The organism is Paraburkholderia sp. Cy-641 (assembly GCF_011752945.1).
Lineage (GTDB): Bacteria > Pseudomonadota > Gammaproteobacteria > Burkholderiales > Burkholderiaceae > Paraburkholderia.
In genome coordinates this window covers 78,696-103,047 of record NZ_VWWM01000030.1, presented here as the reverse complement: position 1 = coordinate 103,047, position 24,352 = coordinate 78,696, and the positions used below count along the sequence as shown (strand labels likewise).

Sequence of the window (24,352 nt, the reverse complement as noted above, 5' to 3'; positions counted from 1 at the left end):
CTTCCGGCGGCTGGCACGCGACTACGAACGCCTGCCCGAAACCCTGGCAGGCTTGCATTTCGTCGTCTTCGCTATGCTCATGCTTGTTCATGCCGTGCCCATTATCCAAAGTGCCTAACACGCTCTATGTTCAATACCGATTCGCTTGCGCAGGAGCGTGAGGGAGAATGGCGCACGCATCCGCAGACAGCGCAAGGACGATCATCCGCTCATGAATCGCGAAGTCTCAGAAGAACAGGCGCGGCAGTCCGTGCATCGAAGGAGCGCGACATGACGCAGCCACGTGGCGCGGCGCTCGACGATCCCATCTATCTCGCACAGCTGCGGCGCGATCTCGTGCGCTTCGCGCGCCTGCAATTGCGCGACGCCGCGGCCGCCGAAGACGCCGTGCAGGAAGCCCTGACCGCCGCATGGACCCAGGCTGAGCGCTTCGCCGCGCAATCGGAACACAAGACGTGGGTGTTCGGCATCCTGCGCCACAAGCTCGTCGACACGCTGCGCGCGCGGCGGCGCACGATCAATCTGTCGGCGCTCGAAACCGAACTCGACGGCGAGGCGCTGCTCGATCGCGAGCTGTTCAAGGACAACGGCCACTGGTCGAGCGAGACGAAACCGCGCCCGTGGCCGACGCCCGAAACCGCGTTGCGCCAGCAGCAGTTCTGGACCCTCTTCGAGATGTGCCTCGATCATCTGCCTGAGCACATTGGGCGCGTATTCATGATGCGCGAGTTTCTCGACCTCGATATCGCGGCCATCTGCACCGAATTGCAGATCAACGCGAATCATTGCAGCGTGCTGATCTATCGGGCGCGCTTACGGCTGCGCACGTGTCTGAGCGAAAAGGGCTTATCGAGCGAGGATGCCAATGGGGAAGTGTAAGAACATCACGCGGCTGCTATCCGACGCGCTCGACCGGTCGCTGACAAGCGGCGAGTGGCTCGCGATCCGCCTGCATCTGCCGACGTGCAGCGGCTGCCGTAACTATCGCAAGCAGATACGGTTGTTGCGAGCGGCCGCGCACACGGTCAGCGGAATCGAGTCGGCGGATGCGGCGGGGAATGGCGAGCGGTGAAATTCAAGCGATGGGATGCAGAGGCTCTGGATGGAGCGCTGAGGGCATAGCAAGGCTTGGACGCCTGGCACGGCGCCTGTGCCTCGATGTGCCATTCGCTGTCCGCTGTTCGCTTGCTTCGGTGTTGGCGGCGCCAGCGATCAACGCTCGGCCGGTGGCGTGTCGCGATAGCGTTCGAAAAAACGCGCATGCGACGCTTCATCGATAAGGACGGGATTGGCTTCGGTCCGTGCCAGATGTTTCGCGAGCTGCGCACGGGTGCGAATCGGCCGAGGCGCGAAATTGCCGCCGCAATTCGCGGCAGACGTTGCGCAGTCGCGTCAGCGCACAGACCTCGCAGAACGTGCATTCGTACGTGCAGATCATCGCAGCGGGCGCGTTCGGCGGCAGCGACTTGCCGCAACCTTCGCAGGACGGTCTCAGCTCGAGCCTATCGGCGGCTCCGCTTCAGGAACGCGAGGCGCGGGGGGCGTCTCGCTCTCCGGTCAGTGTAAGCGGCCGGCCGCTCGCGGCGGAAGGAGCGGTGCGGGAGCGCCGGCCTACCGTGCGTGCATACGTCGATCGCCGGCAATGACGATACGCCTCGCTCCCGTTGCGTGGCATCGTTACGTCAGCACGTTCCACAACACGAGCGTCAACGCGAGTCCGACGACCGATACGATCGTCTGCAACACCGACCAGACCAGCACCGTCTGTTTCAATTGCAATCCGAAGTATTCGCGGATCATCCAGAATCCCGCGTCGTTGACGTGGCAGAAAAATACCGAGCCCGCACCGATCGCGAGCGCCATCAGCGAATTGTGTGTCGCGCTGAGGCCGGCCACGACCGGCGCGACGATGCCGGCCGTGGTCGTCGTGGCGACCGTTGCCGAACCGGTGGCCTGACGCAGCGCGACCGCGATGAGCCAGGCGAGCAGAAGCAGCGGCATATGCGAGCCGAGCGCGATCTTGCCGATCGTCGTGCTGATACCCGCGACGACGAGCGCCTGCTTCAAGCCGCCGCCCGCGCCGATGGTCAGCAGCAGCGCGGCGATCGGCGGCAGGCTTTTGCGCAGAATGCCGCCGACGCGCTCGCGCGCCATGCCACGCGACCAGCCGAGCGCGACCACCGCGAACAATACGGTGAGGCCAAGCGCGACCAACGGTTCGCCGAGAAAATTCAGCGCATCGAAGAGGAATGTTTCGGGCTGCAGCAGCAGCTTCGCGACCGTGCGCCCGAGCATCAACACGACGGGCAGCAGGATCGTAATCAGCGAAATCGCGAAGCTCGGCGGCTCGGTGCCGTTTTCTTGCGCCGTGAAGAGCTTGCCCATTTCTTCAGGCTCGCCGACCTGTATCCGCTTGGATAACCAGACGCCATAGAGCGGCCCCGCGAGAATCACGGCCGGAATCGCGACGATCAAACCAAGCCCGAGCGTGAGGCCGAGGTCGGCGTGCAGCGCGCTCACCGCGATCAGCGGACCCGGATGCGGCGGCAGCAACGCGTGCAGCGTCGTCATGCCGGCGAGCGCGGGAATCGCGATGCGCAGGATCGGCTGCTGCGAGCGGCGCGCCATCACGAAGATGATCGGCACCATCATCACGAGGCCGACTTCGAAGAAGAGCGGCAAGCCGATCAGCAATGCGACGACGGCCATCATCCACGGAAGCGTGCGTGGCGTCGAATGTTTGAGGATGGTCGACACGAGTCGGTCGGCCGCGCCCGATTCGGCCATCAGCGCGCCGAGCATCGCCCCGAGCGCGATGATGATGCCGACGTCGCCGAGCAACGCACCCGCGCCTTTGCTGAAGGCGCTCGCCACCGCTTCGAGCGGCAGACCGGCCGCAAAGCCCGCCGCGAACGTGCCGACGAGGATCGACAGGAACGGCGCGAGCTTGAGCACGCTGATGAAGACGATGATCAATGCGAGCCCGAGCACGCACGACAGGATGAGCTGCGTATCGTGGGCAGCCCACGGGGTGAGTGTTGTTATCGGATGCACGGAGGTCCTTTTTCGATTGGTTGATGCGGACGTGGTTTTGCGTGATTGCCCGGCGGCGTTGGGGGTTCACGCTTTCAGACGTTTGCGACTGGTCGATTGTAGCGGCGGGGAACGACAGGCTGCAGTGTGGTGGGCTTGGGCTTGCGTCGTGCGATGTGACGGGTACACATGGCAATGCTTCGCTGCGACCGCGTGATTTGCTTATGCGAATTTATCGGTTCGTCCAGGCGGACAGACGAATTATCGTCGGAGCCAATCGGGCCATTTTGCGTCCGTCTTTTTTACGAGCATGTTCATGTCCCGTCATTCGCCGCTCACGCGCCGCGCGTTTCTGACCAGCGTAGGGGCTTCACTGGCCGCCGCCGCGTTGCCTATCGTCTCCACGTCCGTGTTTGCCGCCGATGCGCACGTAAAGGAATTTCGCATCGGCTATCAGAAAGCAGCGAGCACCCTCGTGCTGCTCAAGGCGCACGGTACGCTCGAAAAACGGCTTGCGCCGCTCGGCATCGGCGTCAAATGGACCGAGTTTCCGGCCGGCCCGCAGTTGCTCGAAGGACTCAATGTCGGCGCGATCGACTTCGGCTACGTGGGCGAGGCACCGCCCATCTTCGCGCAGGCAGCGGGCGCGAACTTCGTCTACACCGCGTATGAAATTCCAACGCCGCACGCCGAAGGCATCCTCGTGCATCCCGATGCGCCGATCAAAACATTGGCCGACCTGAAGGGAAAGAAAATCGCGCTGAACAAAGGCTCCGATGTGCACTGGTTCCTGGTGGCCGCATTGCAGAAGAACGGCGTGAAATTCAACGAGATTCAGCCCGTCTATCTGCCACCCGCTGATGCGCGCGCGGCCTTCGAACGTGGCGCGGTGGATGCATGGGCGATCTGGGACCCGTTCCTCGAAGCCGCGAAGCGACAGTCGAATGCGCGCCTGCTCGCGGATGCCGAAGGCATCGTGAGCCACCATCAGTTTTTCTTGAGCGCTCGGCCGTTTGCGCAACAGAACGGCGACGTGCTCGCCATCGCGATGGACGAAGTCGGCAAGGAAGGGGAGTGGGTGCGAGGGCACTATAGCAAGGCCGCGGCGCAACTCGCGCCGATTCAGGGGCTCGACGCGAGCGTGATCGAATCAGGCCTGCGCCACTACGCGCATATCTACAAACCTGTCGATCCCAACGTGCTTGCGGAACAACAACGTATTGCAGATACGTTCAGCGAACTGCGCCTGATCCCGACGAAGATCGTCACCAGAGACGCAGCGCTGGCAAGCAACGCCTAGCGTCGGCGCGTGAGCTTGCGCCACGCGCATCCTTGACGTCAGTACTCGCCCATTTGCTCAGGCGAAGAGTGCGGCGACGTTTTCAGGCGGGCGGCCGATCACGGCACGCCCGTTTCGCACGACGATCGGACGTTGCAGCAGGATCGGATGCTGCGCCAATGCGTCATACAACTGCGCGTCGCTCAGCGACGGATCGGCGAGATTGAGTTCTTTGTATTCGGCTTCGGTGTCACGGATCATTTCGCGGACCGGACAGCCGAGTTGTGCATTGATCTGTTTGAGTTCGGCAACGGTACGCGGTTGTTTCAAGTATTCGACGATCTCGGTTGCTTCGTTCGCGCTGTTGTAGGTACTCGTGATCAGTTCACAGGTGGCGCGCGATTTGGAGCAACGGGGGTTGTGGTAGATGGTGATCATTGAGATTGAGCGGTTCGGTTTGGGTTTGCGTTCCAGGGTCTGGCGACGAGGGAGTAAAAGGGATTTTAGCGGGTGGGGGGCGGTTGGGTGTTGAGCTTGGCGGGGTCGCCTGTTGAGCCGTGGTTGGATGACGGCTGCGGGGCACGTGGTTTATCGGCTCCCGAGTTTATGCGCATAAACCGGCCCTCGCTTCGGCTAGCGGCGAGGTCGAGAATTGAATTCTGGTTGCCCTGGAGAAATTCACGCGGGGCTAGTGATTCAGGTAAAGGGCTCTCGCGAAGATCGACGTAGGCAACCTTCCGCCAAACCCCAAAGCCGTTTGCCCCGCCGCCTGATGCGCCATCGAGCCTCGTAGCGTTGCCCTCTTCGATAGACATCAATCCCTTGCCGGGATGACCCGGACTTTATGCGCATAAAGTCCCGCAGGCGCGTCGCACGCCGCTGGCGGAAATCAACGGCACATGTCTCAGTAGCTGCCGACGCAAAGCCAAACCTCTTTGTCCCAAGACCACACACTCAAAGCAGCTCGCCTCTCTCGATACTTCATTCCCCGATTGCGCCCACGACGAGAAAACCTCTCGCGCCTTCTCTCCATCACTGCGAGCCGGTCATCGCATCACCTCTCGCGAGCGCTCCTGTCATCTTTATGCGCATAAACGTCTGCCGAACGGCTAATTTTCATTTCTATTTACTCAAGTCATTTGAAATAGGAAATCAACCAGGTAAAATCCAACTGCGTCTAAAAAGAGGAGGTGAAATTTGGCTGCAGAAATCATCGCGGTAACACAGCAGAAGGGTGGCGTCGGGAAAAGCACAATCGCGATGCATCTCGGCGCTGCGTTTCACGAGAAAGGTAAACGCGTTCTCGTCGTCGACGCAGATGGCCAAAACACGCTGATCCACTGGGCCAGCGCTTCCTCTGACGGCGACGTCGGCATCCCATTCCCTGTCGTCAATCTCTCTGAGGCGGGCAGTCAGATCCACCGCGAGATCAAGAAATTCGTGGCTGACTACGACATCATCGTCGTCGACTGCCCGCCTTCCATCACCGAAAAAGTCTCCGGCGTCGTACTGCTTGCGGCGAGCGTGGCAGTCATCCCGACGTCGTCATCGCCCGCCGATTACTGGTCGAGCATCGGCCTCGTCAAGCTGGTTCAGCAAGCCCAAGTCATGAACGAAGACCTGCGCGCCGTCTTCCTGCTCAACAAGACGGAAGAGAAGCGGATGCTGACGCGCGAACTGAAACGCGCGCTCGAAGAACTCGGCTTCCCTTTGTTGAAGACCCAGATTCCAACGCGCGAAGCCTACAAACAGGCCATGGCGCTAGGGCAGACGGTGCTGCAGATGACCGACCGCGGCGCCAAGCTCGCCGCTATCGAAGTCAGGGCGTGCGCGAATGAGATCGCCGCCCTGCTCCCCTGAATTTATGCGCATAAAGGAGCCTGAATGAAACCGTCCCAATTCGCCAAAGGCTTTCAAGCACGTCCTGACACGACCAGCAGCGAAAAGCGCACCGCGCTCGACCGTCTGAACGCGATCGACGGTCTGGTCAAAAACGCGCCGCAAAATCCCGCAGCAGCCGGACGCGCGATACCTGCCGTCGTACCGCCAGGCATGCAGGAAATCGATGCCGTCGACACCGCCAACGAATCGGCGGCGTATCGTGCATGGCGGCTCGAGCACGGCTATCGTCCGGGCCAGGTCATCGAGCTTGCGCTCAAGACGATCAAGCCGAGCCCGTTCAATCCAAGGCACTTCTATCTGAAGTCGTCGATCGCCGAGCTCGCCGTCAATCTGGCTAAGCAAGGGCAGCAGCAAGCCATTCACGTCATTCCCGACTACGACAATCCCGGCACCTACTTCGTCAGCGACGGCGGCCGGCGCGTACGCGCCTTGAAGGAAGCGAACAAGGAATCGGTGAAGGCGATCGTCATCGATCTGCCGATCGGCCTGCAGAGCTACAAGCTCGGCTACGACCTCAATGTCCAGCGCGACTCGCAGACCGTGTTCGACAATGCGGTCGTCTGGAAGCGATTTCTCGATGAACGGCATTTCCAGAGCCAGAAGGAGCTTGCCGAACACCTTGGGCTCGATGAATCGACGGTCGCGGTCGCGCTGTCCGTCGCCAAGTTGCCGGAAGCCGTGATGCACGAGATGGTCGCGCGCCCCGACCGCTTCGGCTCGAACATGGCTTACCAGGTGGGCCGCTATCACACGGCGCGCGGCGCGGAAGCCACACTGCGCTTGATCAACCGAATCCTTGCCGACGACCTGAGCACGCGCCAGGTCGCCGACATCGTCCAGGGCAGGGCGACCGCGCAGGAAAGCGCCAAGCCCGCCGGTCGGCAGCGCTACGCGCAACGTCTGGAAATCAAACTGGAAGGGGTATCGGTCGGCGATCTCAAGTCCTACGGGGACGACCGGCTCGAGCTGCGCCTGAAAGGCCTCACGCGCGAGAAACGCGACGACATTCTGCGGCAGATTGAAAAGATGCTGAAGTAAGCGGACGAGGTGGCCACGCAAATGCGCAGCGCCACCCGCCATTCTCGACGGCCGGTTATCGCGCGGCAGACCCCGCTCAGGCCGCGCGCGACTGGCTCAGCGTAAAGGCAAGCAGATCGCCATCGGTCGGCTCGCCCCAGGTTTTGCGCGAAAGCCAGTCGAAGAACGCCGTTTCGACGATCTTCGAATCCAGCCCACGGCGGCGCCAATCGTCGCGCAGGTGCGAACCGAGCCCCGGCAGTTCCTCCTCCTCGAACGACTGCCGCGCCATATCCCGTTCCGCGTCACCCTGTTCGTTGTATAGCTCGTAGGCCTGCTTGCGGCGATACGCCGAATATTCGCCCAGCAGACGCGCCTTGAGGTCGTCGGCCGGCGTCGCGACGGCTTTACCCACGCCGACAGCGGTCGGCAGCGCCTCGACAGGCGGTGCATAGCCTTTTTTCAACGCATCCTTGAACAGCGCGGGCGCGCTGCGCACCGGCGGCAGCGAAGTACTGCGCATGCGCTGCTCGGTCATCTGCAAAGCCGCGCGGATACGATTTTCCTCGCTGTCCGCATAGAGCGTCTGCGCTTCCTTGAGTGGAATGCCGATCTTCACCATGCGATCGACGAGCGTGCTATCAAACACGTTCGGATGTTCGTCGAGCGCGAGCATCGGCTGCTTGCGCTCGGTCACGCGAAACTGGATTTCGGCGACGCGCCGTCCCTCGCGATGCTCGATCAGCTCGACGAAGATGTTCGTGACCGCATTGACCTCGGCGATGGCCGGGCGCAGATAATCGCGCTTGAAATACTTGTACTCGCGCTTCGCTTCGTCGCCGGCTTCCGTGTCCGGTGTGCCCGACAGAATCGGACGCCACCATTCCCACGTCTCGCGCATCGTCAGATGACTCGGGTTGGTCAGATAGCGCACGCAGATCTCGTACAGCGCGAGGCCGGCGCTACTGCGCAACTGGCTCTGGAATTGCAGGCTCAGACGCGCGTACTGAACCGGATCGAGCAGCTTCTTCTTGATCTTCGGCGCGAACGAAAACTCGACCCAGACACGTCGGGTGGTCGGATCTTCGAGAATTTCCGCGTCCGCGATCAGCGTCGAAATACCCCATTTACGGCCAGGCTTCTGACTGGACGTGCCGGTGCTCCATTCGACCTGCACCGACACCATGCGGCGCAAGTGTTCCTTGACGAGCGCCGTATCGTTCGAATCGAATGCCGAATTCGCGACGATGTCCGACAGCAGCGCGCGGTACGTGTCGCCCGACTCGTCGGCCTGCTGGGCCACCGCGAGCAGCACGTTGAAGAGCTTGCGGGTCAGCAGCGTGATCTTGCCGCTCTTGGGCTGGATCGCGATCGCCTCGACGGCTTTGCGCAACTCAGCCGAACTCGGGCTGACTACATCGGTCTTTTTCGCGCGCTTCGTGGCCATGCGTCGGGGTGAGAAGGGGGAATTTCGCGTGAGCATACCGGCTGGGGTGATACGCGTCTATAGCGTCCCTCTCACCATTGCCGGTGAAGTGAGTTTACGAAGCGCGGCTCACCTCGAACCACTCCCGAAAACCCTCACCTCAGCCGTCTGCCGCCAGGTTCGGGGTGTCCTTGCAGGTCGCGGCGTTTGCCGATCCGGACAGATTCGCAGTCCACGGGAACGGGGAGTTTTTGATCCCGAACTTCCTCACCTCAAAAAATTGCGGATTTTTTTGAGGCTGCGCGTAAACAAGAGGGACTCGGTGGCGTAACGACCGGGTGGCGAAGTCGCCCCTCCGCAGCTTTGTCACCGGCAGGATCGCGTCCAGCGGCGCAGACCCGACGCTTCAATGGCACCGATGCAAAGAAATGCGCTCAGCCCCCTCTCCAATGCTCTGCTCAAGCAGTCGCTTCCCGTTTGTTCGGCGTTGCGCTCGCAACTTCTCCTTTCACCCAAACGGCTCAAAACAATGGCCAAAGTCCATCGTCAACCGTAGGTTTCCTGCCGTTAACTCAGCCTCTCTCCCGCGATATCCCCGAAAAAGCTCACCTCGACGCCACTGAATCACGTGAGGTGATGCACGCTCAAGCCGCGCCAGCACCGACCTGCGCCGAAAAACTCTCCCGAAAAGTCTCACCTTTAGGTATTCCCGAGAGCGACGCGAGGTTGCCACGGAAAGTCCCGAAAAACCTCACCTTTGCCGACGGTCCAAATAATTATCAATGATTTCAGTAGGTTAGAGTAATCCACAAACGTTACCAATCGTCTCGATCTCCCGAAAATTCTCACCTCAAATCACTTTGGGACCCCGAAGGTCTCCCCGCTTATCGGCTCCAATCCTCCTGAAAAACCTCACCCGTGAAATCCAGTCTCCCATGGAGCCGGTGGATCGTAACGTCCATCAGACGGGCATCTCCAGCCGATGAACCCGATTTTTCTCCCGTATTTCCTCACCTTAACGTCCGAAAACCCTCGTAGCACTTCCCGAAAAGCCTCACCTTTAGCGAAATTGTCCGCCTGAGCAGCCTCGCAGATCGAGCCAAACGCTCACGTCCCGAATCCGCTCACCTTTCCGATCCTCGTGGCCACCAGCCAGTCAACGCCGCGGACAAATCTGGATCACAAAATCCGCTCCTGTCCTGTAAAAGCTCACCTTAGGGCTCCGAATGCTCAAAATTGAGGCAAAAACGACCTGCTGGCCCCGTAAAACCTCACCTTCAATCTGCATTTTCTCCCGACTCATCTCACCAATGGGGTTAACAGCCCAAAAACAACCCAGAAAATCAGTGCTCGCAAGACTCCCGAAAGCACTCACCGTTGGGCCTGCCGGCCCAGGAAAAGCTTTTCGCGTGTGGCCGGGCGATTCACGGCGCCAGGCTCCCGCAAAACCTCACCTTTCGCCAAACCGCCCGTATACGGCGTTTCCTGAACTCGCTCACGTTCTGTCCCGGACCTTCTCACCAGGCTCCCCGAACCCCATCACTCGAGGTTCCCGCAGAATCTCACCACGTCTCCCGCAAAGCTTCACCTTGTCGGCTTGAAACCCCCGCCAGATAAGGGTTTGCCGAGGCGTTAACGTTTTTAACAAGGGTTCAAAGGTGTTTACTTTTATTACTCTCAAGCTTTTCCACCCCGCGAGCTTCCGAAACACCACGTCCTCAACCCTCTCAATCCGCCAACGCTCGTGAAACAGTGCTCGATCATTGAAAAATCAATAAAAACTCTTTCTTTACAAGAGCTTATTAGCTATTCTTCGTTTTGTTTCACGGAAATAAAACTGTCACGCAGGTTCAGCAGTGCTTTGCTCCCTCAAAAGCACATCTGTTTACCTCAATCCCCTCGTCACGGATAAATTGGTAGCAAACGCTACGTAAATTGTTATGATTCATCCAATTCGAGCAACATCGAGGTTGATATGAATCTGGATCAGGAACGGCAAACCATTCGGGACGAGCTTGAAGCCATGCGTGCCCAAGGCATGCGCCGGCAGGATCTTTCACTGCACGCCTGCAAGCGGCTCTTTTTCGATCTGGGCATTCGCCCGTCGATGGCTGCGGTTCGCGATCTGACACAAACCGGCAGCGCTAGCGACATTCCAAAAGACATCGATCACTTCTGGGAACGCATCCGCAATGTCTCGCGCGTCAAGGTCGGCGCCGGTGCGATCCCGAAAGCGCTCGAAGAACGTGCCGGCGAACTGCTCGGCGTGCTGTTTGAAGAAGCCGTGGCCGAGGCAAAAGCGGCACTCGATAGCGAACGCGAAGAAATCCATGCGCAAATCGGCGCTGCCGATCTGCGTACCCGCGACGCGGAAATTCGCCGTGACGCAGCCGATGAGGCCGTCAAACGCAGCGAAATGCGAGCCGAAGCCGCTTGGGAACGTGTCCGGGTGCTAGAAACCGAGCTATCGAGCGCGACCACGCACGGCAATATCCATCTCGAGGGATTGCAAGCGACCACGCGGCGACTCGACCAGGAAAACGAGACGCTCCGCCAGCGTCTCGAAACCGAGCAAGCGACGAACGCAACGCTGCGCGACCGGATCGACGCACTACACGTCGAATTGCGGCAAAGCACCGAACACTATGCGCAGCAGATCAAGGACGCGGTTGCCGAGGCCGAGCGACGCGTCAAGCCGATGCTGGTCGAGCTCGATTCGCTGCGCAGCATGGCCGCGACCTATCAATCCGGTGTGCGCGACGCGAGCCGCAAAGAATTCGAGTTCATTCAGCAGATTGCCGCGGCCAAGGCTCGTGGGGACCGGCTCGACGCGCAATTGCGCGAACAGTCGGATGAGGTGGACACGTTGACCAGGGAAGTCGCGATGCTGCGCGGCCAGCAAGGTATCGACCCGGCGATCGCCGCCCTGCTTTGCTCGCTGGTCAACGCCGGCCGGCTCACGAACGAAGAGTTGAGCATGATCGGCACTGCGGCGGACGGTTACGTGACGTTGCCTGCGCGCTGCCCGAAATGCGAGGAAGGTGAGCCGGAGTTGTCGCAGGTCGATCACCGTTTCGAGCTGCTTTGCCCAGAGTGTGAGCATTCCTCGGGCCTCGGCGAATCAAGGCTGGCGGCGGTTAGCCAGTTTCTGTCAGACGCTGCGGCCGCACAGTCCACGCGAGCTGTCGATATCGTGCGATAGCGGATAAAGCGCTAAAGGTGAGGAAATCCGGGAGTCAAGAGGTGAGGACTTTCAGGGCGGGTTTTCTCCCGTTGTATTCGTCAAACGCCCGTCACGCCGAGGTGTCGACAAAGGCGCCGCTGCTGGATCCGGCACATTGGCGGCCGGCGAATCCTGCTGATCCATCCACGTTTGCCACGCGCGATACAGCCGGTTGGCGGACACCGCCTGCACGAAGCCGAGCCACTGACCGACCTGTTCGGCCTCGACCCCGCTTTCGAACAGGTCCGCCGCAAATGTGTTGCGCAAAGTCTGTGGACTCGCGCGCGACGTTCTCGATCCGGCGATTCCCGCAGCATCGACCAGCGCATCGACGGCGCGCAGCATCGTGGCTTTGTGCATCGGCCGCCCGGACGGCGCTGCGGGAAACACGAGATTGCCGGCCAGTTCCGTCAGACGTCGTTCGGCGAGCCACGCGTCGAGAATGGCCGTTGCGAATGGCGCAAGCCGTGTACGTCGCGTCAGCATTGGATTGGCCGACTCGATCGTGACCCACGGCGAACCCGCATTGACGCAACTAACCGTGAGGGACGCTGCCTCGCCGGTCTTCAGTCCTCCGCCGAGAAACACGGCAATCAAGGCACGATCACGCCGTTCTCTCCAGCGTTGCGCCGCCGATAAATCCGGCAATGGTGCAAACAGTTGCGCGATCAAGGCGGTTCGCTCGGCATGTGTGAGAAAGCCGGTCGGGTCGTTATCGCGTGCATTGCGCCACGCAGCTTCGCCGTCCTGAGCAATAAAGCGAGCCGGGTTGGTCGAGGCGGATTCGATCTCGCGAACGTGATCGAGTACGCGCTCGATCAGCCTTAAATAGCGGACTCGTTGCGTTTTCCGTATTTCGAGTCCAGCGACAAATTCGGCGATCGCGTGCGAGTCGACCGTGGCCAGGCTTTTTTGCTGCGTACCGAGCCAGTCGAGAAACTGTCCCCACTGCGCCTGATAGACCAACGCGGAAGAACGTCTGAAATGCTGCTTCGCTAGCCATGCGTCGAAAGCGATCTGAGGATCGCGACGCCAGTCTTCGCGCTGCTGATCGAAGAGATCGGTCGAAGGCGCGGGACGTGGGACAGGGTCGGACAGATGAGGAGGTGACATCGGTTTTTTCCGTTAGTTGCGTCTTTTGCTGTGCCTATTGTAGGCGGCAATGGACACCGGATCGGAACGCAAAACAAAAACCGGAGCGAAAAGCCGAAGAAAATCAACTTGCTGCCGTATCACCCGCCCCAGGCATGCGCGCGTTTCAGTGTCATATCGCGCGGCACCGGTTGCGTGGCGGCGAGACGTGCTGCTTCCCGCGCCGCGTCTTCGTAGGCGTTAACGGCAAACGCAAACACTGCGGGCAGCGCATTGGACGAGCCGAAATCCACGGTGTCATCGGTTTCGGGATAGGGCAGATCGGATGGCCGCTCGAACAGGCCCAGCATCACGGCATCGTGCCGGCTTGCGAAGCCGAGATCGGCCAACGCCTCGGCTTCGATGGCATGCAGCAGACGCCACGTGAGCGGCACCTGTTTGACGATGTAGCGGGCCGCGATATTGCGCACGATATGTTCGAGATCGCGCGCGGCGGTTTGATAACGCAGCGCGGCCAGAGCTTGATCGGTAGGGTTCGCTTTCAGGTTGTTCATTATCGGCTCCAGTCGACAGGTAATACTGTACAAACATACAGTATTGAGCGCAACCTCGGCCGAATGGCCTATTTCACCAACGGCCCGTCATCCGCTTGTCACCGGTCGCCCGATCTGCCGCGCACCGGGCGCGCCCCGCCGCTCAACCGTGAATCACGACCAGCAACGCTTTCGCCTCACCCTTGCCGGCATTGCGAATCGCATGCGGTTCGTCCGCGACATAGCGCGCGGTGTCCGCTGCCTTGAGCCGCTTCGTCGTACCGGCCGCCTCGACTTCGATCGATCCGTTCAGCACGGTCAGATGCTCGCGCGTGCCGGGTTCGTGGGCGTTCGACACGAGCGCTCCGCCCGGCTGTAGCGTCAACTCGTACCACTCGAACTTGCCGGCCAGCTCGATCGGCCCCCACACCCGCAATTGATATTTCGCGTCATGGCCGCTCAAGGTCGGAATGTCGTGCGCGCCGGAGACCGCGATCGCTTCCGGTGCCTTCGGCGGCGCAAACAATGAATCGAGGTTCACGCCAAGCGCATTGGTGAGCCGCCACGCGACCGCGATCGTCGGATTGGCCTTGTCGCGCTCGATTTCCGACAGCATCGATTTCGACACGCCCGCCGCGCGCGACAGATCGTCGAGCGTCATGCGCCGCTCGGCGCGCAGCCGCTGAATCTGCTCGCCGACGCGCGGCGGTGCAGCATTGACCGGCGCCGCCGTCGTGCCCGCGGCGGACGCTGTTTGGGCCGTTGCCTTGCGCGCGGTGCGGCGGATACCCGAACTTGCCATTTCCTGACCTATCGTTTAGAGTTGTTCGATATACCGGATTTTAGTTCGAAAAAACGAAAATATCCGATAAAGCTGACAGCCGACTATAACAGGCCGCCTCGCTGCTGCACACGCCGTCGATGCGGACTATGCTGATGTCAAGCGCTGACGCTCAGTGCAGCGACTCAGCGCAGCGAGTCAGGTCGTCTCCTTCATCTCTCCGGAGTCTCGTTCATGCGTGACCAATGTGACCAGTACCTTGCCCATCTGCGCGGCACCCTCGCGCAGATCCGCGCCGATGGCTTTTACAAGAGCGAACGCGTGATCGCGAGTCCGCAATCGGCCGACGTGCGTCTTGCCGATGGCACGGACGTGCTGAATTTTTGCGCGAACAATTACCTCGGCCTCGCCGGCGACGCGCGGCTCATCGACGCCGCGAAAGCAGGGCTCGACAAGGACGGCTTTGGCATGGCGTCGGTGCGTTTCATCTGCGGCACGCAGACCGTGCACAAGCAACTCGAGGAAGCGCTCGCCGCGTTCCTGCAAACCGACGACTGCATTCTCTATTCGAGCTGTTTCGACGCGAACGGCGGCCTGTTCGAAACGCTGCTCGACGAAAACGACGCGATCATCAGCGACGAGCTGAATCACGCGAGCATCATCGACGGCGTGCGGCTGTCGAAGGCGAAGCGCTTTCGCTACAGGAACAACGATCTCGCCGATCTCGAAGCGCGCCTGAAGGAAGCCGACGCCGCTGGCGCGCGCTTCAAGCTGATCGCGACCGACGGCGTGTTCTCGATGGACGGCATCATCGCGAATCTCGCGGGCATCTGCGATCTCGCGGACCAATACGGCGCGCTCGTGATGGTCGACGACTCGCACGCGGTCGGCTTCATTGGCGAACACGGGCGCGGCACGCCCGAGCATGGCGGAGTGATGGCGCGCGTCGACATCATCACCGGCACACTCGGCAAGGCGCTCGGCGGCGCATCGGGCGGCTACGTCGCCGCGCGCAAGGAGATCGTCGAATTGCTGCGGCAGCGCTCGCGTCCCTACCTGTTCTCGAACACGCTAACGCCGAGCATCGCTGCCGCTTCGCTGAAAGTGCTCGAACTGCTCGCGAGCGACGAAGGCGCGCGATTGCGCGCACGCGTGCGCGAAAACGGCGCGCATTTCCGCGGCAAGATGAGCGCGCTCGGCTTCACGCTCGTACCGGGCGAACATCCGATCATTCCGGTGATGCTCGGCGACGCGCAACTCGCGGGGAAGATGGCCGACGCGCTGCTGAAGGAAGGCGTCTACGTGATCGGCTTTTCGTTTCCGGTCGTGCCGCGCGGCCGCGCGCGCATTCGCACGCAGATGAGCGCCGCGCATACGCCCGAACAGATCGATCGCGCCGTCGAGGCGTTCGCGCGCGTCGGCCGCGAACTTGGCGTGATCCCGGCCTAGTCGCCGCGCGATTCGAACGGAGACGCAAATGAAAGCATTGGCAAAACTCGAACGCGCACCGGGCCTCACGCTCACGGACGTGAAGAAGCCGGAAGTCGGCCATAACGACGTGATGATTCGCATCACGCGCACCGCGATTTGCGGCACCGACATTCATATCTGGAAGTGGGACGACTGGGCGCAAAAGACGATTCCCGTGCCGATGCACGTCGGCCATGAGTACGTGGGCGAAATCGTCGAGATGGGGCAGGAAGTGCGCGGCTTTGCGATCGGCGATCGCGTGTCGGGAGAAGGGCACATTACGTGCGGCTTCTGCCGCAACTGTCGCGCGGGGCGCCGTCACTTGTGCCGCAATACGGTCGGTGTCGGCGTGAATCGTGAGGGCGCGTTCGCCGAGTATCTGGTGATTCCGGCCTTCAACGCATTCAAGATTCCGCCGGAAATTTCCGACGATCTCGCCGCGATCTTCGATCCGTTCGGCAATGCGACGCACACGGCGCTGTCGTTCAATCTCGTCGGCGAAGACGTGCTGATTACCGGCGCGGGGCCGATCGGCATCATGGCGGTCGCGATTGCGAGGCACGTCGGCGCGCGCAACGTCGTGATTACCGACGTCAACGACTATCGCCTCGAACTTGCGCGCAAGATGGGAGCGACGCGCGCGGTGAACGTGTCGCGCGAATCGCTGCGCGACGTGATGCACGATCTGCATATGACAGAAGGCTTCGACGTCGGCCTCGAAATGTCGGGCGTGCCGAGCGCCTTCACGGGCATGCTCGAAGCGATGAACCACGGCGGCAAGATCGCGTTGCTCGGCATTCCGCCCGCGCAAACTGCGATCGACTGGACCCAGGTGATCTTCAAGGGCCTCGAAATCAAGGGCATTTATGGGCGCGAGATGTTCGAGACCTGGTACAAGATGGTCGCGATGCTGCAAAGCGGCCTCGATCTGTCGCCGATCCTCACGCACCATTTCAAGGTCGACGATTATCAGCAGGCCTTCGCGACGATGCTCTCCGGCGAGAGCGGCAAGGTGATTCTCGACTGGACCGCCGCCTGAGCGAGCACGGCGCAGTTCGATTGACCGACGCCCGCGGCGCTTACGCGCCTGCGGGCGTTTTCACGAATTCGGCCTGAATGCGCACGTGAATGTCGTCGCCGACGGCCGGATACCACGTCGCCAAACCGAACTTCGCGCGGCTGAAATGGCCGTCGGCGGAAAAGCCGAGCGTGTCTTTCTTCGTCAGCGGATCGGGTGCGAAGCCGTTGAACGTGACGTCGAGCGTTACCGGCTGCGTGACGCCGCGTATCGTCAGATTGCCGCTCAGCGTGCCGCGCGCGTCCCCTGTGCGCTCGAAACGCGTGCTCGCGAAGCGAATCTCCGGATAGCGCGATACGTCGAGCATGCTGTCGCTCTTCACCATCCTGTCGAGCAGCGGCACGTTCGTGTCGATGCTCGCGGCGTCGATCGTGACCGATGCCGTGCTGCGTTCGAGGCCGCCCTCGTTCCAGTCGAGTTGCCCCTGCTTGCGATCGAAGCGCATCGTAAAGCGCGAGTATTTGAAGTGATCGACGTCGAACGTGATGCTCGTGTGATCCGGGTCGATGTCGTAGCGGCCGACCGGCACGCGCGCTTCGTTCCGGCTGACCGAATGCGTGAGCACCTGCACCGGCGTGCAGGCCATCGCAGTGAGCAGCGTGACGCCGAGCAGCGCCCGCATCCATGCGGTGCGAACAGAAGAGGAGTTCATCGAAGCCGTTCCGGTTGAGCGATCTTCGTCACGATAGCAGCAAGCGCAGCCTGCGCGCGGAAACTCCATAACGATCACACAGGGTCGGAAAAACTTGACGAAGGAGAATGATCGTTCTACCTTTCGTCCATGACACGCGAAACCCTTAGCGACCCGACACCGACCGGCCAGGCGCGCGAGCGTCTGCTCGATGCGGCCGAAGCGCTGATTTACGCCGGCGGCATCCACGCAACCGGCGTCGACGCGATCGTGCGGCAATCCGGCACCGCGCGCAAAAGCTTCTACACGCATTTCGAATCGAAAGATGCGCTCGTGGCGGCTGCGCTCGAACGGCGCGACGAACGCTGGATGAACTGGTTTATCGCCGGCACGCAGCGGCGCGGCAAGACTGCGCGCAAACGCCTGCTCGGCATGTTCGACGTGCTGCGCGAATGGTTTGCTTCGGCAGATTTTCATGGCTGCGCGTTTCTGAACGCGGCCGGCGAGATCGCTTCCGCCGACGACCCGATCCGGATCGTCGCGCGCCAACACAAGGAGCGTCTGCTCGATTTCGTGCGGACCGAGTGCGCGTCGTTCTCGGCGGAATCGGCTATGGATACGCGCCGCGTTGCGCGTCTCGCGAGGCAGTGGCTCGTTCTGCTCGACGGCGCGATCGCGGTCGCGCTCGTGAGCGGCGAGGCAGACGCCGCGCTCGATGCGCAGACGGCCGCGAAAACCTTGCTCGATGCGCAAGCGGGTTTTGCCGCGAAGCCGGCGGCGAACACAGCAGTGAAATCGGAAGCAAAGCCGCCAGCAAAGCCGGCCGCGAAATCAGCACACGCTCCCCCAACCCAACGACCGCCATCCCGGCGCACCGCTACCTGAATGAGGAACCCTCATGGCCGATACGACCGAAACCCGCCCGCCGCTGCCGCCGTTCACGCGCGACACCGCGATCCAGAAAGTGCGCGCCGCGGAAGATGCCTGGAACACCCGCGAGCCCGAACGCGTCTCGCTGGCCTATACGACGGATAGCATCTGGCGCAATCGCGCCGAATTCGTTCATGGGCGCGCGGAGATCGTCGGCTTTCTGCGCCGCAAGTGGGAGCGCGAACTCGACTATCGCCTGATCAAGGAGCTGTGGGCGTTCACCGACAATCGCATTGCGGTGCGCTTCGCGTATGAATGGCACGACGATTCGAACAACTGGTTTCGCTCGTACGGCAACGAGAACTGGGCGTTCAACGAGCATGGCCTGATGGCGCGTCGCCATGCGAGCATCAACGATCTGCCGATTCGCGAGGCCGATCGCCTGTATCGCTGGCCGCTCGGGCGCCGTCCCGACGATCATCCGGGCCTGTCGGACCTCGGTCTGTAAGCGTCTCGCCAGCGTTCATCGCCGACGGCGCGTTCGCCACGCGCCGCGGATTCACCGCTTTGCCATCGGTTCTCCGTTATCGTTGCGGTTTTGGCTGCGGGCGCGTGCTGTGCCCGGCAGTCGAGCAGGTCCTCAAACAGGTCCTCAACATCGCCCGCGCGGGTTGAGGTACAGTGCGCGACGGGCGGCAAACAGACCGTCGGAACATCGATGACCCCGGCGCTCGACCGGTGGCGGAGAAGACATGCACTTTCGGCAGATGAACAAAAATATCCGGCGTATCGCCGTGGCACTCGTGACGAGCCTGGCGGCGGCCACCGCCGCGCATGCGAGCAGCTGGTGCGAGGGGGGCATATGGGCCGACGCGATGCTCGGCTCGTATCACATCGATCCCGATCCCGGCACCGATTTCGAACAGTTCAACCCCGGCCTCGGCGTCGAATGCTGGCTGAACAACCAGTGGGCGCTGACGATAGGCGGCTTTCGCAACTCGCTGCGCCGGCCGTCCTACTATGGCGGCGGCGTCTGGGCGCCCGAGTTCGCGCACTGGGGCATCGTGCGGCTCGCGGCGATCGGCGGGATCATCTCGGGCTACAACTACGGCAACTGGGGGCTCGGCCGCAATCACACGATCGGGCCGGTGGTCGCGCCGATCGTGATGGTCGAATACAAGCGCGTCGGCGCGAACTTCATCGTGGTGCCGCCGATCCCTTCGGACCATCTACCGTTTACGATTGGATTTCAGGTGAAGTTCAAGTTTTGAGCGGGAGATAACCGGAACGTGTTCCGGTTATCCGCGGGCGCAGCCAGCCATTGGCAAAGGTGAGGTTTTTCGGGAGCGTGACGTAAGCTGGACGGCGAGCCAAGGGGTCAATGGCCCGACAACCTGCTTTCCGGTGTGGATGCAACTCCTGGAAATCCTCACCATTCTGAAAAATGTGCTCGGTTTGGTATCGCCATCTCCTGGAATTCCTCACCATCCTGGAAGAACTCACCTTGAGCGGCGAGTTCACCCATCCCCTGGAAATCCTCACCATTCGCGACTCAGGCGCGCCGGTCCACTTCGACTCGCGTTACTCGGAATAATCCTCGGGATTCTCCCGCCCCGCACTCTGATAGAGCACCATCACGAGAGGAATGCCGGGTTCCGCCGTCGCATCCATACGATACCCCGTCACTTCGCCGGCGACCCCGCTCGTATACTCCGCGACCACTTCGCCGAACGTGTTGCGCTGGATCGCCACCTTCTGCCCGGCCGTGACCTTCTCGTTCAGCTTGACCAGCAGTTCGACGAAGCCGCCGTGCGTCGTGAGGACCGTGTGCGCGCTATTGCCGACGAAGATGCCGACGTCGCGGCCGGTCTTCCCGATCGGGCCCGGCACGACGCCATAGCGCTTGAGCACGTTCATCGTGCCTTCGACAAACTGCGGAATCATGTTGAGGTCGATGATGCGCGCGGCGCCGATCTCCGGCGTGATCGCGGGAATGCCCACGTCGATCAGCGCGTTCGCAAGCAGCGTGGGATACGCGGGGTTGTCGAAGATCTGCGTGATCGGAAACAGCTCGGCCATCGCGCGCGCTTCCGGCAACTCCATCCGCGCGAGGTTGAACGAGGTCAGGTCCATGCCGGTCGTGCCGGTGTGAAAGTCGATCGCGTAGTCGGCGTTCGGCCGCAGTAGCCGATTGAATAGCAGTCCCGCGTGCCGGCTCGGCGCACTCGCGCCATTCTCGTTGCCCGGCCATTCGCGGTTGATGTCGATGAGGTCGAGACCGCGCCCCGAGTTCGGCCATCTGCGTTCCATCGCTTCGAGCGCGGGGCGCGACACGTCCAGCACCGCGAGCACCGTGCCCGACATCTGGGCCGGATCGAGCTGGCTCACGACGCTTTGTATCGTATGCACGGGGCTGATCTCATCGCCATGCACGCCGCTCACGAGCACCACGCGCTTGCCCGGTTTCGCACCACGCACGACGATTACCGACACGTACCAGTGCTGGCCCGTCGGCATCTGCACGCCCTGAAAATAGAACATATGCTTCGCGCCGCTCGGCAGGTCGTTGACGTCGAGCGAACTGATGACCTTCTTGCCGTCTATCACGTCGCCGGTGTAGACCGTGCCCCGGTGCGCGCCCGTCCCGGCGGCCGGCGCATTCGCGTTCTGCGCGTACGCGGTGCCGGCCTGCGCGACGAGCGCGGACGATGCGCCGACCAGCGCAATGGCCGTCTTCATGAAGTTGCGTCGATCGACACCGTCTTTTGATTCGTTCTGCATGGCGAAGGATCCTTATGCTGTGTGCAGGCGTGGCCTGTTCTGATCGCAACGAATTCAACCGCGCTGATGCTGGCCGTTCTTTTCCTCGTGTTCGCGGAAGATCATGACGCCGGCGACACTGATCGCGCTGCAGCCCATCACGTACCATGCGGGCGCATAGAAGCTGCCCGATCAGCGCCATAGACCGAGCACGATGAGTTATGCGAAACCACCGAAGAGCGTCACGTCCATAGCATAGATGACCCCGAGCGATGTTGCACGTACGTCGGGGCTGAAGGCCCTCAAAATAAGAACAAATGCGGCGGGACTGGAGAGCGTCATTAATCCGACCAGCAATGCGACGATACTGGTGATCAGTTAGGTCGACGGAAATTTGTGAATTGTGTGAAATGCCAGCGGCAGCAGCACGCAGGTGTCGATCGACGTCACGTACACGAGTGTCTTGTGGTTTTGTACGCGATTGATCAGGAGTCCAGTGAAAGTCGATCCGACCTTCCGGCTCGACATGGCGCGTCACAAGATTGCGACATTGCGCCTCGTGGAGTCGTTTCCCGACACGACCGTATCGACGGTGGTGCACGGCGATCGTCCTTTGACGTCGGCGGCGCAGCGCGTTCTATCCTGTTTCGAAGACGGGTGCGGCAGTTCGCGCACGAACGCGACAGGCGCTGATGCATTGATGCGCACGCCAGGGCGGAGCCGTCAGAACTCGAAGCGATAAAGCCGATAGGCGCGCGGCGCGATCAGCGAAAGATACCCATGCACGGCGGTGCGCAGCAAACGACGCAGCGCTGCCACGTCGTGAGGAGCCGGGCGCGTCATCAGCGCCTGCGAGACGAGACCGTAGATTGTCGCGTGTACCGCGAACGCGGCATCTTCCGTCGGCGCATCGGCGGGCCAGTCGGGTGCCGAGGCAAGCAGGCCGGCCCATAGCCGCACGAACTCCGCGTAAAGCTTGCGGTAGGCATCGATGCCGGAAACCCGGCGTTCGAGCTGAAAGAGCGTCGACCACTGTTCGGGTTCCGCGAGCGGCGCGCGAATCTGCGCGTTTAGCAGGGCATCGGCTCGCGCGGGCAATGCTTCGTCGCGCGTGGCCGGAATGCATTCGCTCATTTCGATGGCGATCCGCTTGATGCGCAGATGAATGCACACCGCCGCGAGTGCTTCCTTGCTGGCGAAATATTCATAGAAGCTGCCGATACCGACGCCGGCCGCCGTCGTCACCTGGCGGATCGATACCTTGTCGTAGCCGTGCTCGACCAGAAGCTGAACAAAGGCCTGCTGAATCGCCTCGGCCGTGGCGAGCGCGCGTGATTGCGCGGGCTTGCGGCGCGTGGTTTTGACGGGGAGCGGTTCCTTCATGTCGGCGAATCCGAACACTCGCGCCGAAGCGCGTCCCTATACTGGGTAACCAGAAAAAAGCCCGCGCGGCAAGCGTACAGGTTTGTCGATGACGGATCGACCTTGGACCGATCGGGGCACCTTGAAAAGGAGCCGCTCATGAACTGGAACACCCATGAGGTGACGAATGTCGTGCCGGAGTTGGCCGATTATAACCTCTACACCACGGACCTCGCGCTGCGCGAAGCGGTGCAACGCGCGGGTGCGCAGGCGCACGAATCCGAACTGAGCGACTACGGCGAGCGGCTCGGCAGCGCGCAAACGCTGCGCATGGCCGAGGACGCGAATCACTTCAAACCCGAACTTCACACCTTCGATCGCCAGGGACACCGCATCGATCGCGTCGAGTTTCATCCCGCGTGGCATGGCCTGATGAAGATGCTGCGCGAACAGAATCTCGTCTCGCAACCGTTCTCCGATACGCGGCCCGGCGCATGGGCTGCGTACGCGGCCGGTTTTTCGATGCACGGACAGATCGAGGCCGGCTCGCAGTGCCCGACCTCGATGACCTTCGCGAGCATCCCCGTGTTGCGCCAGGAGCCCGGGTTGTTCGAGCAGTTGATGCCGAAACTCTATTCGCGCAGCTACGACGCGCGCGATCTGCCACTCGAACAGAAGACGTCGATGCTGGTCGGCATGGGCATGACCGAGAAGCAGGGTGGCTCCGACGTGCGCGCGAATACTACGCACGCCGTGCCGGTGCGTGGCGAGGGGCGAGGCGGCGAATACGAGATCGTCGGTCATAAATGGTTCATGTCCGCGCCGATGTGCGATGCGCATCTCGTGACCGCGCGCACCGAAAACGGCCTGTCGTGCTTCTTCGTGCCGCGCTACCGGCCGGACGGCAGCAAGAACGCCGTGCAGATCCAGCGTCTGAAGGACAAGGTCGGCAACCGCTCCAATTCGAGCAGCGAAGTGGAATTCCTCGGCGCGTGGGGGCGCATGATCGGCGAGGAAGGGCGCGGTATTCCGACCATTATCGAAATGGCGTCCTATACGCGGTTGAACTGCGTGATGGGCAGCGCGGGCACGATCCGCCAGGCCGTGGTGCAGGCGATTCACCATGCGCGCGAGCGTCACGCGTTCGGCAAGCGCCTCGCGGAACAGCCGCTGATGCGCAACGTGCTGGCCGACATGGCGCTCGAAAGCGAAGCCGCGACGCAGCTGATGATGCGCCTCACGCAGGCGTTTGCGCTCGCGGACCATGATCCGCTGCAGCACGCCTATGAACGGATCGTGACGCCCGCCGCGAAATTCTGGGTGGCCAAACGCAGCATCGAACTGTCGGCCGAAGCGATGGAAGTGTTCGGCGGCAACGGCTACATGGACGAAAGCCCGATGGGCCGGCTTTATCGCGAGGCGCCCGTGATCTCGATCTGGGAAGGATCGGGCAGCGTGATGGCGCTCGACATGCTGCGCGCGATCAGCCGCGATCCCGCCGCGCTAGCCGCGTTGATCGACGATATCCGGCCGATCTGCCACGGCGAGGCGCGCCTGCGCCCGCATATCGAGGCGCTGGCCGGCGCAGCCGGTGCGGGGACCGCGATGCACGAAGCGGCCGCGCGCCGCGAAGCGCAGCGCCTGATTCTGCTCGTGCAGGCGTGCCTGCTGCGCGAGCACGCGCCGACCTACGTCGCGGACGCGTTCATCGCAAGCCGCTTCGACGCGCAGTGGGGCCGCGTGTTCGGCACGTTGCCGGAACATGGGCAACAGGCGCGGATCGTCGAGCGGGCATGGCCTGTGTGACTGCGTTTCCACAGGCTGGCGATGATGCGCAACGCGGCTCCCGTAAATCCTCACCGTTAGCGCATCTCCTGGAACTACTCACCATTCGC

21 protein-coding genes and 2 pseudogenes are annotated in these 24,352 nt (G+C 61.8%); 13 read left to right on the top strand and 10 right to left on the bottom strand.

The features are described 5' to 3' along the window. The 3 genes and pseudogenes from F3J20_RS18250 to F3J20_RS18240 form a co-directional block, all read left to right on the top strand. A pseudogene (locus tag F3J20_RS18250) lies at positions 1-118 on the top strand (IS5/IS1182 family transposase); the annotation flags it as partial. A 152-nt stretch (positions 119-270) separates the two neighbouring features. Continuing rightward, on the top strand, positions 271-879 hold the full coding sequence (locus F3J20_RS18245) for an RNA polymerase factor sigma-70 (RefSeq protein ID WP_167284122.1): 609 nt from the start codon (positions 271-273) through the stop codon (positions 877-879). Next, positions 866-1,072: a zf-HC2 domain-containing protein gene (locus tag F3J20_RS18240; protein ID WP_167284121.1), complete on the top strand. Its 207-nt coding sequence runs from the start codon at positions 866-868 to the stop codon at positions 1,070-1,072. The genes F3J20_RS18245 and F3J20_RS18240 overlap by 14 nt, the downstream gene beginning before the upstream one ends. Positions 1,073-1,212: 140 nt before the next feature. Here the strand turns inward: F3J20_RS18240 and F3J20_RS18235 are convergent. Then, positions 1,213-1,495 (bottom strand): annotated as a pseudogene (locus F3J20_RS18235) (DUF1272 domain-containing protein). Between the two features lie 182 nt (positions 1,496-1,677). Next, positions 1,678-3,054 carry a gluconate:H+ symporter gene (locus tag F3J20_RS18230; RefSeq protein ID WP_167284120.1) on the bottom strand — a complete coding sequence of 459 codons (1,377 nt, stop codon included), beginning with the start codon at positions 3,052-3,054 and terminating at the stop codon, positions 1,678-1,680. A 295-nt stretch (positions 3,055-3,349) separates the two neighbouring features. Between F3J20_RS18230 and F3J20_RS18225 the strand changes: the two genes are divergently transcribed. Next, complete coding sequence (locus tag F3J20_RS18225; RefSeq protein ID WP_167038917.1) at positions 3,350-4,333, top strand: sulfonate ABC transporter substrate-binding protein; 984 nt, start codon at positions 3,350-3,352, stop codon at positions 4,331-4,333. A 57-nt stretch (positions 4,334-4,390) separates the two neighbouring features. Here the strand turns inward: F3J20_RS18225 and arsC are convergent, their stop codons facing one another. Further along, the gene (gene arsC / locus F3J20_RS18220; RefSeq protein WP_167039323.1) at positions 4,391-4,750 is read right to left on the bottom strand and encodes an arsenate reductase (glutaredoxin); all 360 of its coding nucleotides are present in this window, start codon (positions 4,748-4,750) and stop codon (positions 4,391-4,393) included. A 759-nt stretch (positions 4,751-5,509) separates the two neighbouring features. On the opposite strand from arsC, the gene parA reads away from it, so the two are divergent. Both parA and F3J20_RS18210 read left to right on the top strand, forming a co-directional pair. Continuing rightward, positions 5,510-6,172 carry a ParA family partition ATPase gene (gene parA, locus F3J20_RS18215; RefSeq protein WP_167038919.1) on the top strand — a complete coding sequence of 221 codons (663 nt, stop codon included), beginning with the start codon at positions 5,510-5,512 and terminating at the stop codon, positions 6,170-6,172. Positions 6,173-6,196: 24 nt separating this feature from the next. Beyond that, positions 6,197-7,252: a ParB/RepB/Spo0J family partition protein gene (locus F3J20_RS18210; RefSeq protein WP_167038921.1), complete on the top strand. Its 1,056-nt coding sequence runs from the start codon at positions 6,197-6,199 to the stop codon at positions 7,250-7,252. 76 nt (positions 7,253-7,328) lie between these two features. On the opposite strand, the gene F3J20_RS18205 is transcribed toward F3J20_RS18210, so the two are convergent. Then, positions 7,329-8,678 (bottom strand): replication initiation protein, encoded by a 1,350-nt coding sequence (locus F3J20_RS18205; RefSeq protein ID WP_167038924.1) that lies wholly within the window; start codon positions 8,676-8,678, stop codon positions 7,329-7,331. Between the two features lie 1,954 nt (positions 8,679-10,632). On the opposite strand from F3J20_RS18205, the gene F3J20_RS18200 reads away from it, so the two are divergent. Continuing rightward, positions 10,633-11,859 carry a DNA-binding protein gene (locus F3J20_RS18200; RefSeq protein ID WP_167284119.1) on the top strand — a complete coding sequence of 409 codons (1,227 nt, stop codon included), beginning with the start codon at positions 10,633-10,635 and terminating at the stop codon, positions 11,857-11,859. 51 nt (positions 11,860-11,910) lie between these two features. Here the strand turns inward: F3J20_RS18200 and F3J20_RS18195 are convergent, their stop codons facing one another. The 3 genes from F3J20_RS18195 to F3J20_RS18185 all read right to left on the bottom strand — a co-directional run bounded on the left by F3J20_RS18195 (position 11,911) and on the right by F3J20_RS18185 (position 14,319). Beyond that, entirely contained in the window at positions 11,911-12,993 is a 1,083-nt protein-coding gene (locus F3J20_RS18195; RefSeq protein ID WP_167284118.1) for a tyrosine-type recombinase/integrase, read from the bottom strand. Positions 12,994-13,112: 119 nt separating this feature from the next. Further along, positions 13,113-13,526: a DUF2471 family protein gene (locus F3J20_RS18190; protein ID WP_167038931.1), complete on the bottom strand. Its 414-nt coding sequence runs from the start codon at positions 13,524-13,526 to the stop codon at positions 13,113-13,115. Between the two features lie 142 nt (positions 13,527-13,668). After that, positions 13,669-14,319 (bottom strand): XRE family transcriptional regulator, encoded by a 651-nt coding sequence (locus F3J20_RS18185; protein ID WP_205989001.1) that lies wholly within the window; start codon positions 14,317-14,319, stop codon positions 13,669-13,671. A gap of 201 nt (positions 14,320-14,520) precedes the next feature. On the opposite strand from F3J20_RS18185, the gene F3J20_RS18180 reads away from it, so the two are divergent. Together F3J20_RS18180 and tdh are read left to right on the top strand one after the other, a co-directional pair. Further along, the gene (locus F3J20_RS18180; RefSeq protein ID WP_167038935.1) at positions 14,521-15,735 is read left to right on the top strand and encodes a glycine C-acetyltransferase; all 1,215 of its coding nucleotides are present in this window, start codon (positions 14,521-14,523) and stop codon (positions 15,733-15,735) included. A 28-nt stretch (positions 15,736-15,763) separates the two neighbouring features. Next, a complete protein-coding gene (tdh, locus tag F3J20_RS18175; RefSeq protein ID WP_167038937.1) occupies positions 15,764-16,795 on the top strand; it encodes an L-threonine 3-dehydrogenase in 1,032 nt (343 codons plus the stop codon). 40 nt (positions 16,796-16,835) lie between these two features. On the opposite strand, the gene F3J20_RS18170 is transcribed toward tdh, so the two are convergent. After that, a complete protein-coding gene (locus tag F3J20_RS18170) occupies positions 16,836-17,486 on the bottom strand; it encodes a YceI family protein (RefSeq protein ID WP_167038939.1) in 651 nt (216 codons plus the stop codon). Between the two features lie 129 nt (positions 17,487-17,615). Between F3J20_RS18170 and F3J20_RS18165 the strand changes: the two genes are divergently transcribed. The 3 genes from F3J20_RS18165 to F3J20_RS18155 all read left to right on the top strand — a co-directional run bounded on the left by F3J20_RS18165 (position 17,616) and on the right by F3J20_RS18155 (position 19,606). Next, positions 17,616-18,350 (top strand): TetR/AcrR family transcriptional regulator, encoded by a 735-nt coding sequence (locus F3J20_RS18165; protein WP_167284116.1) that lies wholly within the window; start codon positions 17,616-17,618, stop codon positions 18,348-18,350. Positions 18,351-18,363: 13 nt separating this feature from the next. Further along, on the top strand, positions 18,364-18,843 hold the full coding sequence (locus F3J20_RS18160; protein ID WP_167038943.1) for a nuclear transport factor 2 family protein: 480 nt from the start codon (positions 18,364-18,366) through the stop codon (positions 18,841-18,843). Between the two features lie 244 nt (positions 18,844-19,087). Beyond that, the gene (locus F3J20_RS18155; RefSeq protein ID WP_167038945.1) at positions 19,088-19,606 is read left to right on the top strand and encodes a hypothetical protein; all 519 of its coding nucleotides are present in this window, start codon (positions 19,088-19,090) and stop codon (positions 19,604-19,606) included. Between the two features lie 310 nt (positions 19,607-19,916). On the opposite strand, the gene F3J20_RS18150 is transcribed toward F3J20_RS18155, so the two are convergent. Then, positions 19,917-21,116, bottom strand: coding sequence for a succinylglutamate desuccinylase/aspartoacylase family protein (locus tag F3J20_RS18150; RefSeq protein WP_167284115.1), 1,200 nt, complete (start codon positions 21,114-21,116; stop codon positions 19,917-19,919). A gap of 702 nt (positions 21,117-21,818) precedes the next feature. Beyond that, positions 21,819-22,478, bottom strand: coding sequence for a TetR/AcrR family transcriptional regulator (locus F3J20_RS18145; RefSeq protein ID WP_167038949.1), 660 nt, complete (start codon positions 22,476-22,478; stop codon positions 21,819-21,821). Between the two features lie 138 nt (positions 22,479-22,616). Between F3J20_RS18145 and F3J20_RS18140 the strand changes: the two genes are divergently transcribed. Continuing rightward, positions 22,617-24,263, top strand: a complete 1,647-nt coding sequence (locus F3J20_RS18140; RefSeq protein WP_167284114.1) for an acyl-CoA dehydrogenase family protein — start codon at positions 22,617-22,619, stop codon at positions 24,261-24,263. Positions 24,264-24,352: the final 89 nt, after the last annotated feature.

Coding starts and splice junctions, on each gene's coding strand:
- F3J20_RS18245 (WP_167284122.1), top strand. CDS start 271: ATGACGCAGCCACGTGGCGCGGCGCTCGACGATCCCATCTATCTCGCA.
- F3J20_RS18240 (WP_167284121.1), top strand. CDS start 866: ATGGGGAAGTGTAAGAACATCACGCGGCTGCTATCCGACGCGCTCGAC.
- F3J20_RS18225 (WP_167038917.1), top strand. CDS start 3,350: ATGTCCCGTCATTCGCCGCTCACGCGCCGCGCGTTTCTGACCAGCGTA.
- arsC (WP_167039323.1), bottom strand. CDS start 4,750: ATGATCACCATCTACCACAACCCCCGTTGCTCCAAATCGCGCGCCACC.
- F3J20_RS18210 (WP_167038921.1), top strand. CDS start 6,197: ATGAAACCGTCCCAATTCGCCAAAGGCTTTCAAGCACGTCCTGACACG.
- F3J20_RS18205 (WP_167038924.1), bottom strand. CDS start 8,678: ATGGCCACGAAGCGCGCGAAAAAGACCGATGTAGTCAGCCCGAGTTCG.
- F3J20_RS18200 (WP_167284119.1), top strand. CDS start 10,633: ATGAATCTGGATCAGGAACGGCAAACCATTCGGGACGAGCTTGAAGCC.
- F3J20_RS18195 (WP_167284118.1), bottom strand. CDS start 12,993: ATGTCACCTCCTCATCTGTCCGACCCTGTCCCACGTCCCGCGCCTTCG.
- F3J20_RS18190 (WP_167038931.1), bottom strand. CDS start 13,526: ATGAACAACCTGAAAGCGAACCCTACCGATCAAGCTCTGGCCGCGCTG.
- F3J20_RS18180 (WP_167038935.1), top strand. CDS start 14,521: ATGCGTGACCAATGTGACCAGTACCTTGCCCATCTGCGCGGCACCCTC.
- tdh (WP_167038937.1), top strand. CDS start 15,764: ATGAAAGCATTGGCAAAACTCGAACGCGCACCGGGCCTCACGCTCACG.
- F3J20_RS18170 (WP_167038939.1), bottom strand. CDS start 17,486: ATGAACTCCTCTTCTGTTCGCACCGCATGGATGCGGGCGCTGCTCGGC.
- F3J20_RS18165 (WP_167284116.1), top strand. CDS start 17,616: ATGACACGCGAAACCCTTAGCGACCCGACACCGACCGGCCAGGCGCGC.
- F3J20_RS18160 (WP_167038943.1), top strand. CDS start 18,364: ATGGCCGATACGACCGAAACCCGCCCGCCGCTGCCGCCGTTCACGCGC.
- F3J20_RS18155 (WP_167038945.1), top strand. CDS start 19,088: ATGCACTTTCGGCAGATGAACAAAAATATCCGGCGTATCGCCGTGGCA.
- F3J20_RS18150 (WP_167284115.1), bottom strand. CDS start 21,116: ATGCAGAACGAATCAAAAGACGGTGTCGATCGACGCAACTTCATGAAG.
- F3J20_RS18145 (WP_167038949.1), bottom strand. CDS start 22,478: ATGAAGGAACCGCTCCCCGTCAAAACCACGCGCCGCAAGCCCGCGCAA.
- F3J20_RS18140 (WP_167284114.1), top strand. CDS start 22,617: ATGAACTGGAACACCCATGAGGTGACGAATGTCGTGCCGGAGTTGGCC.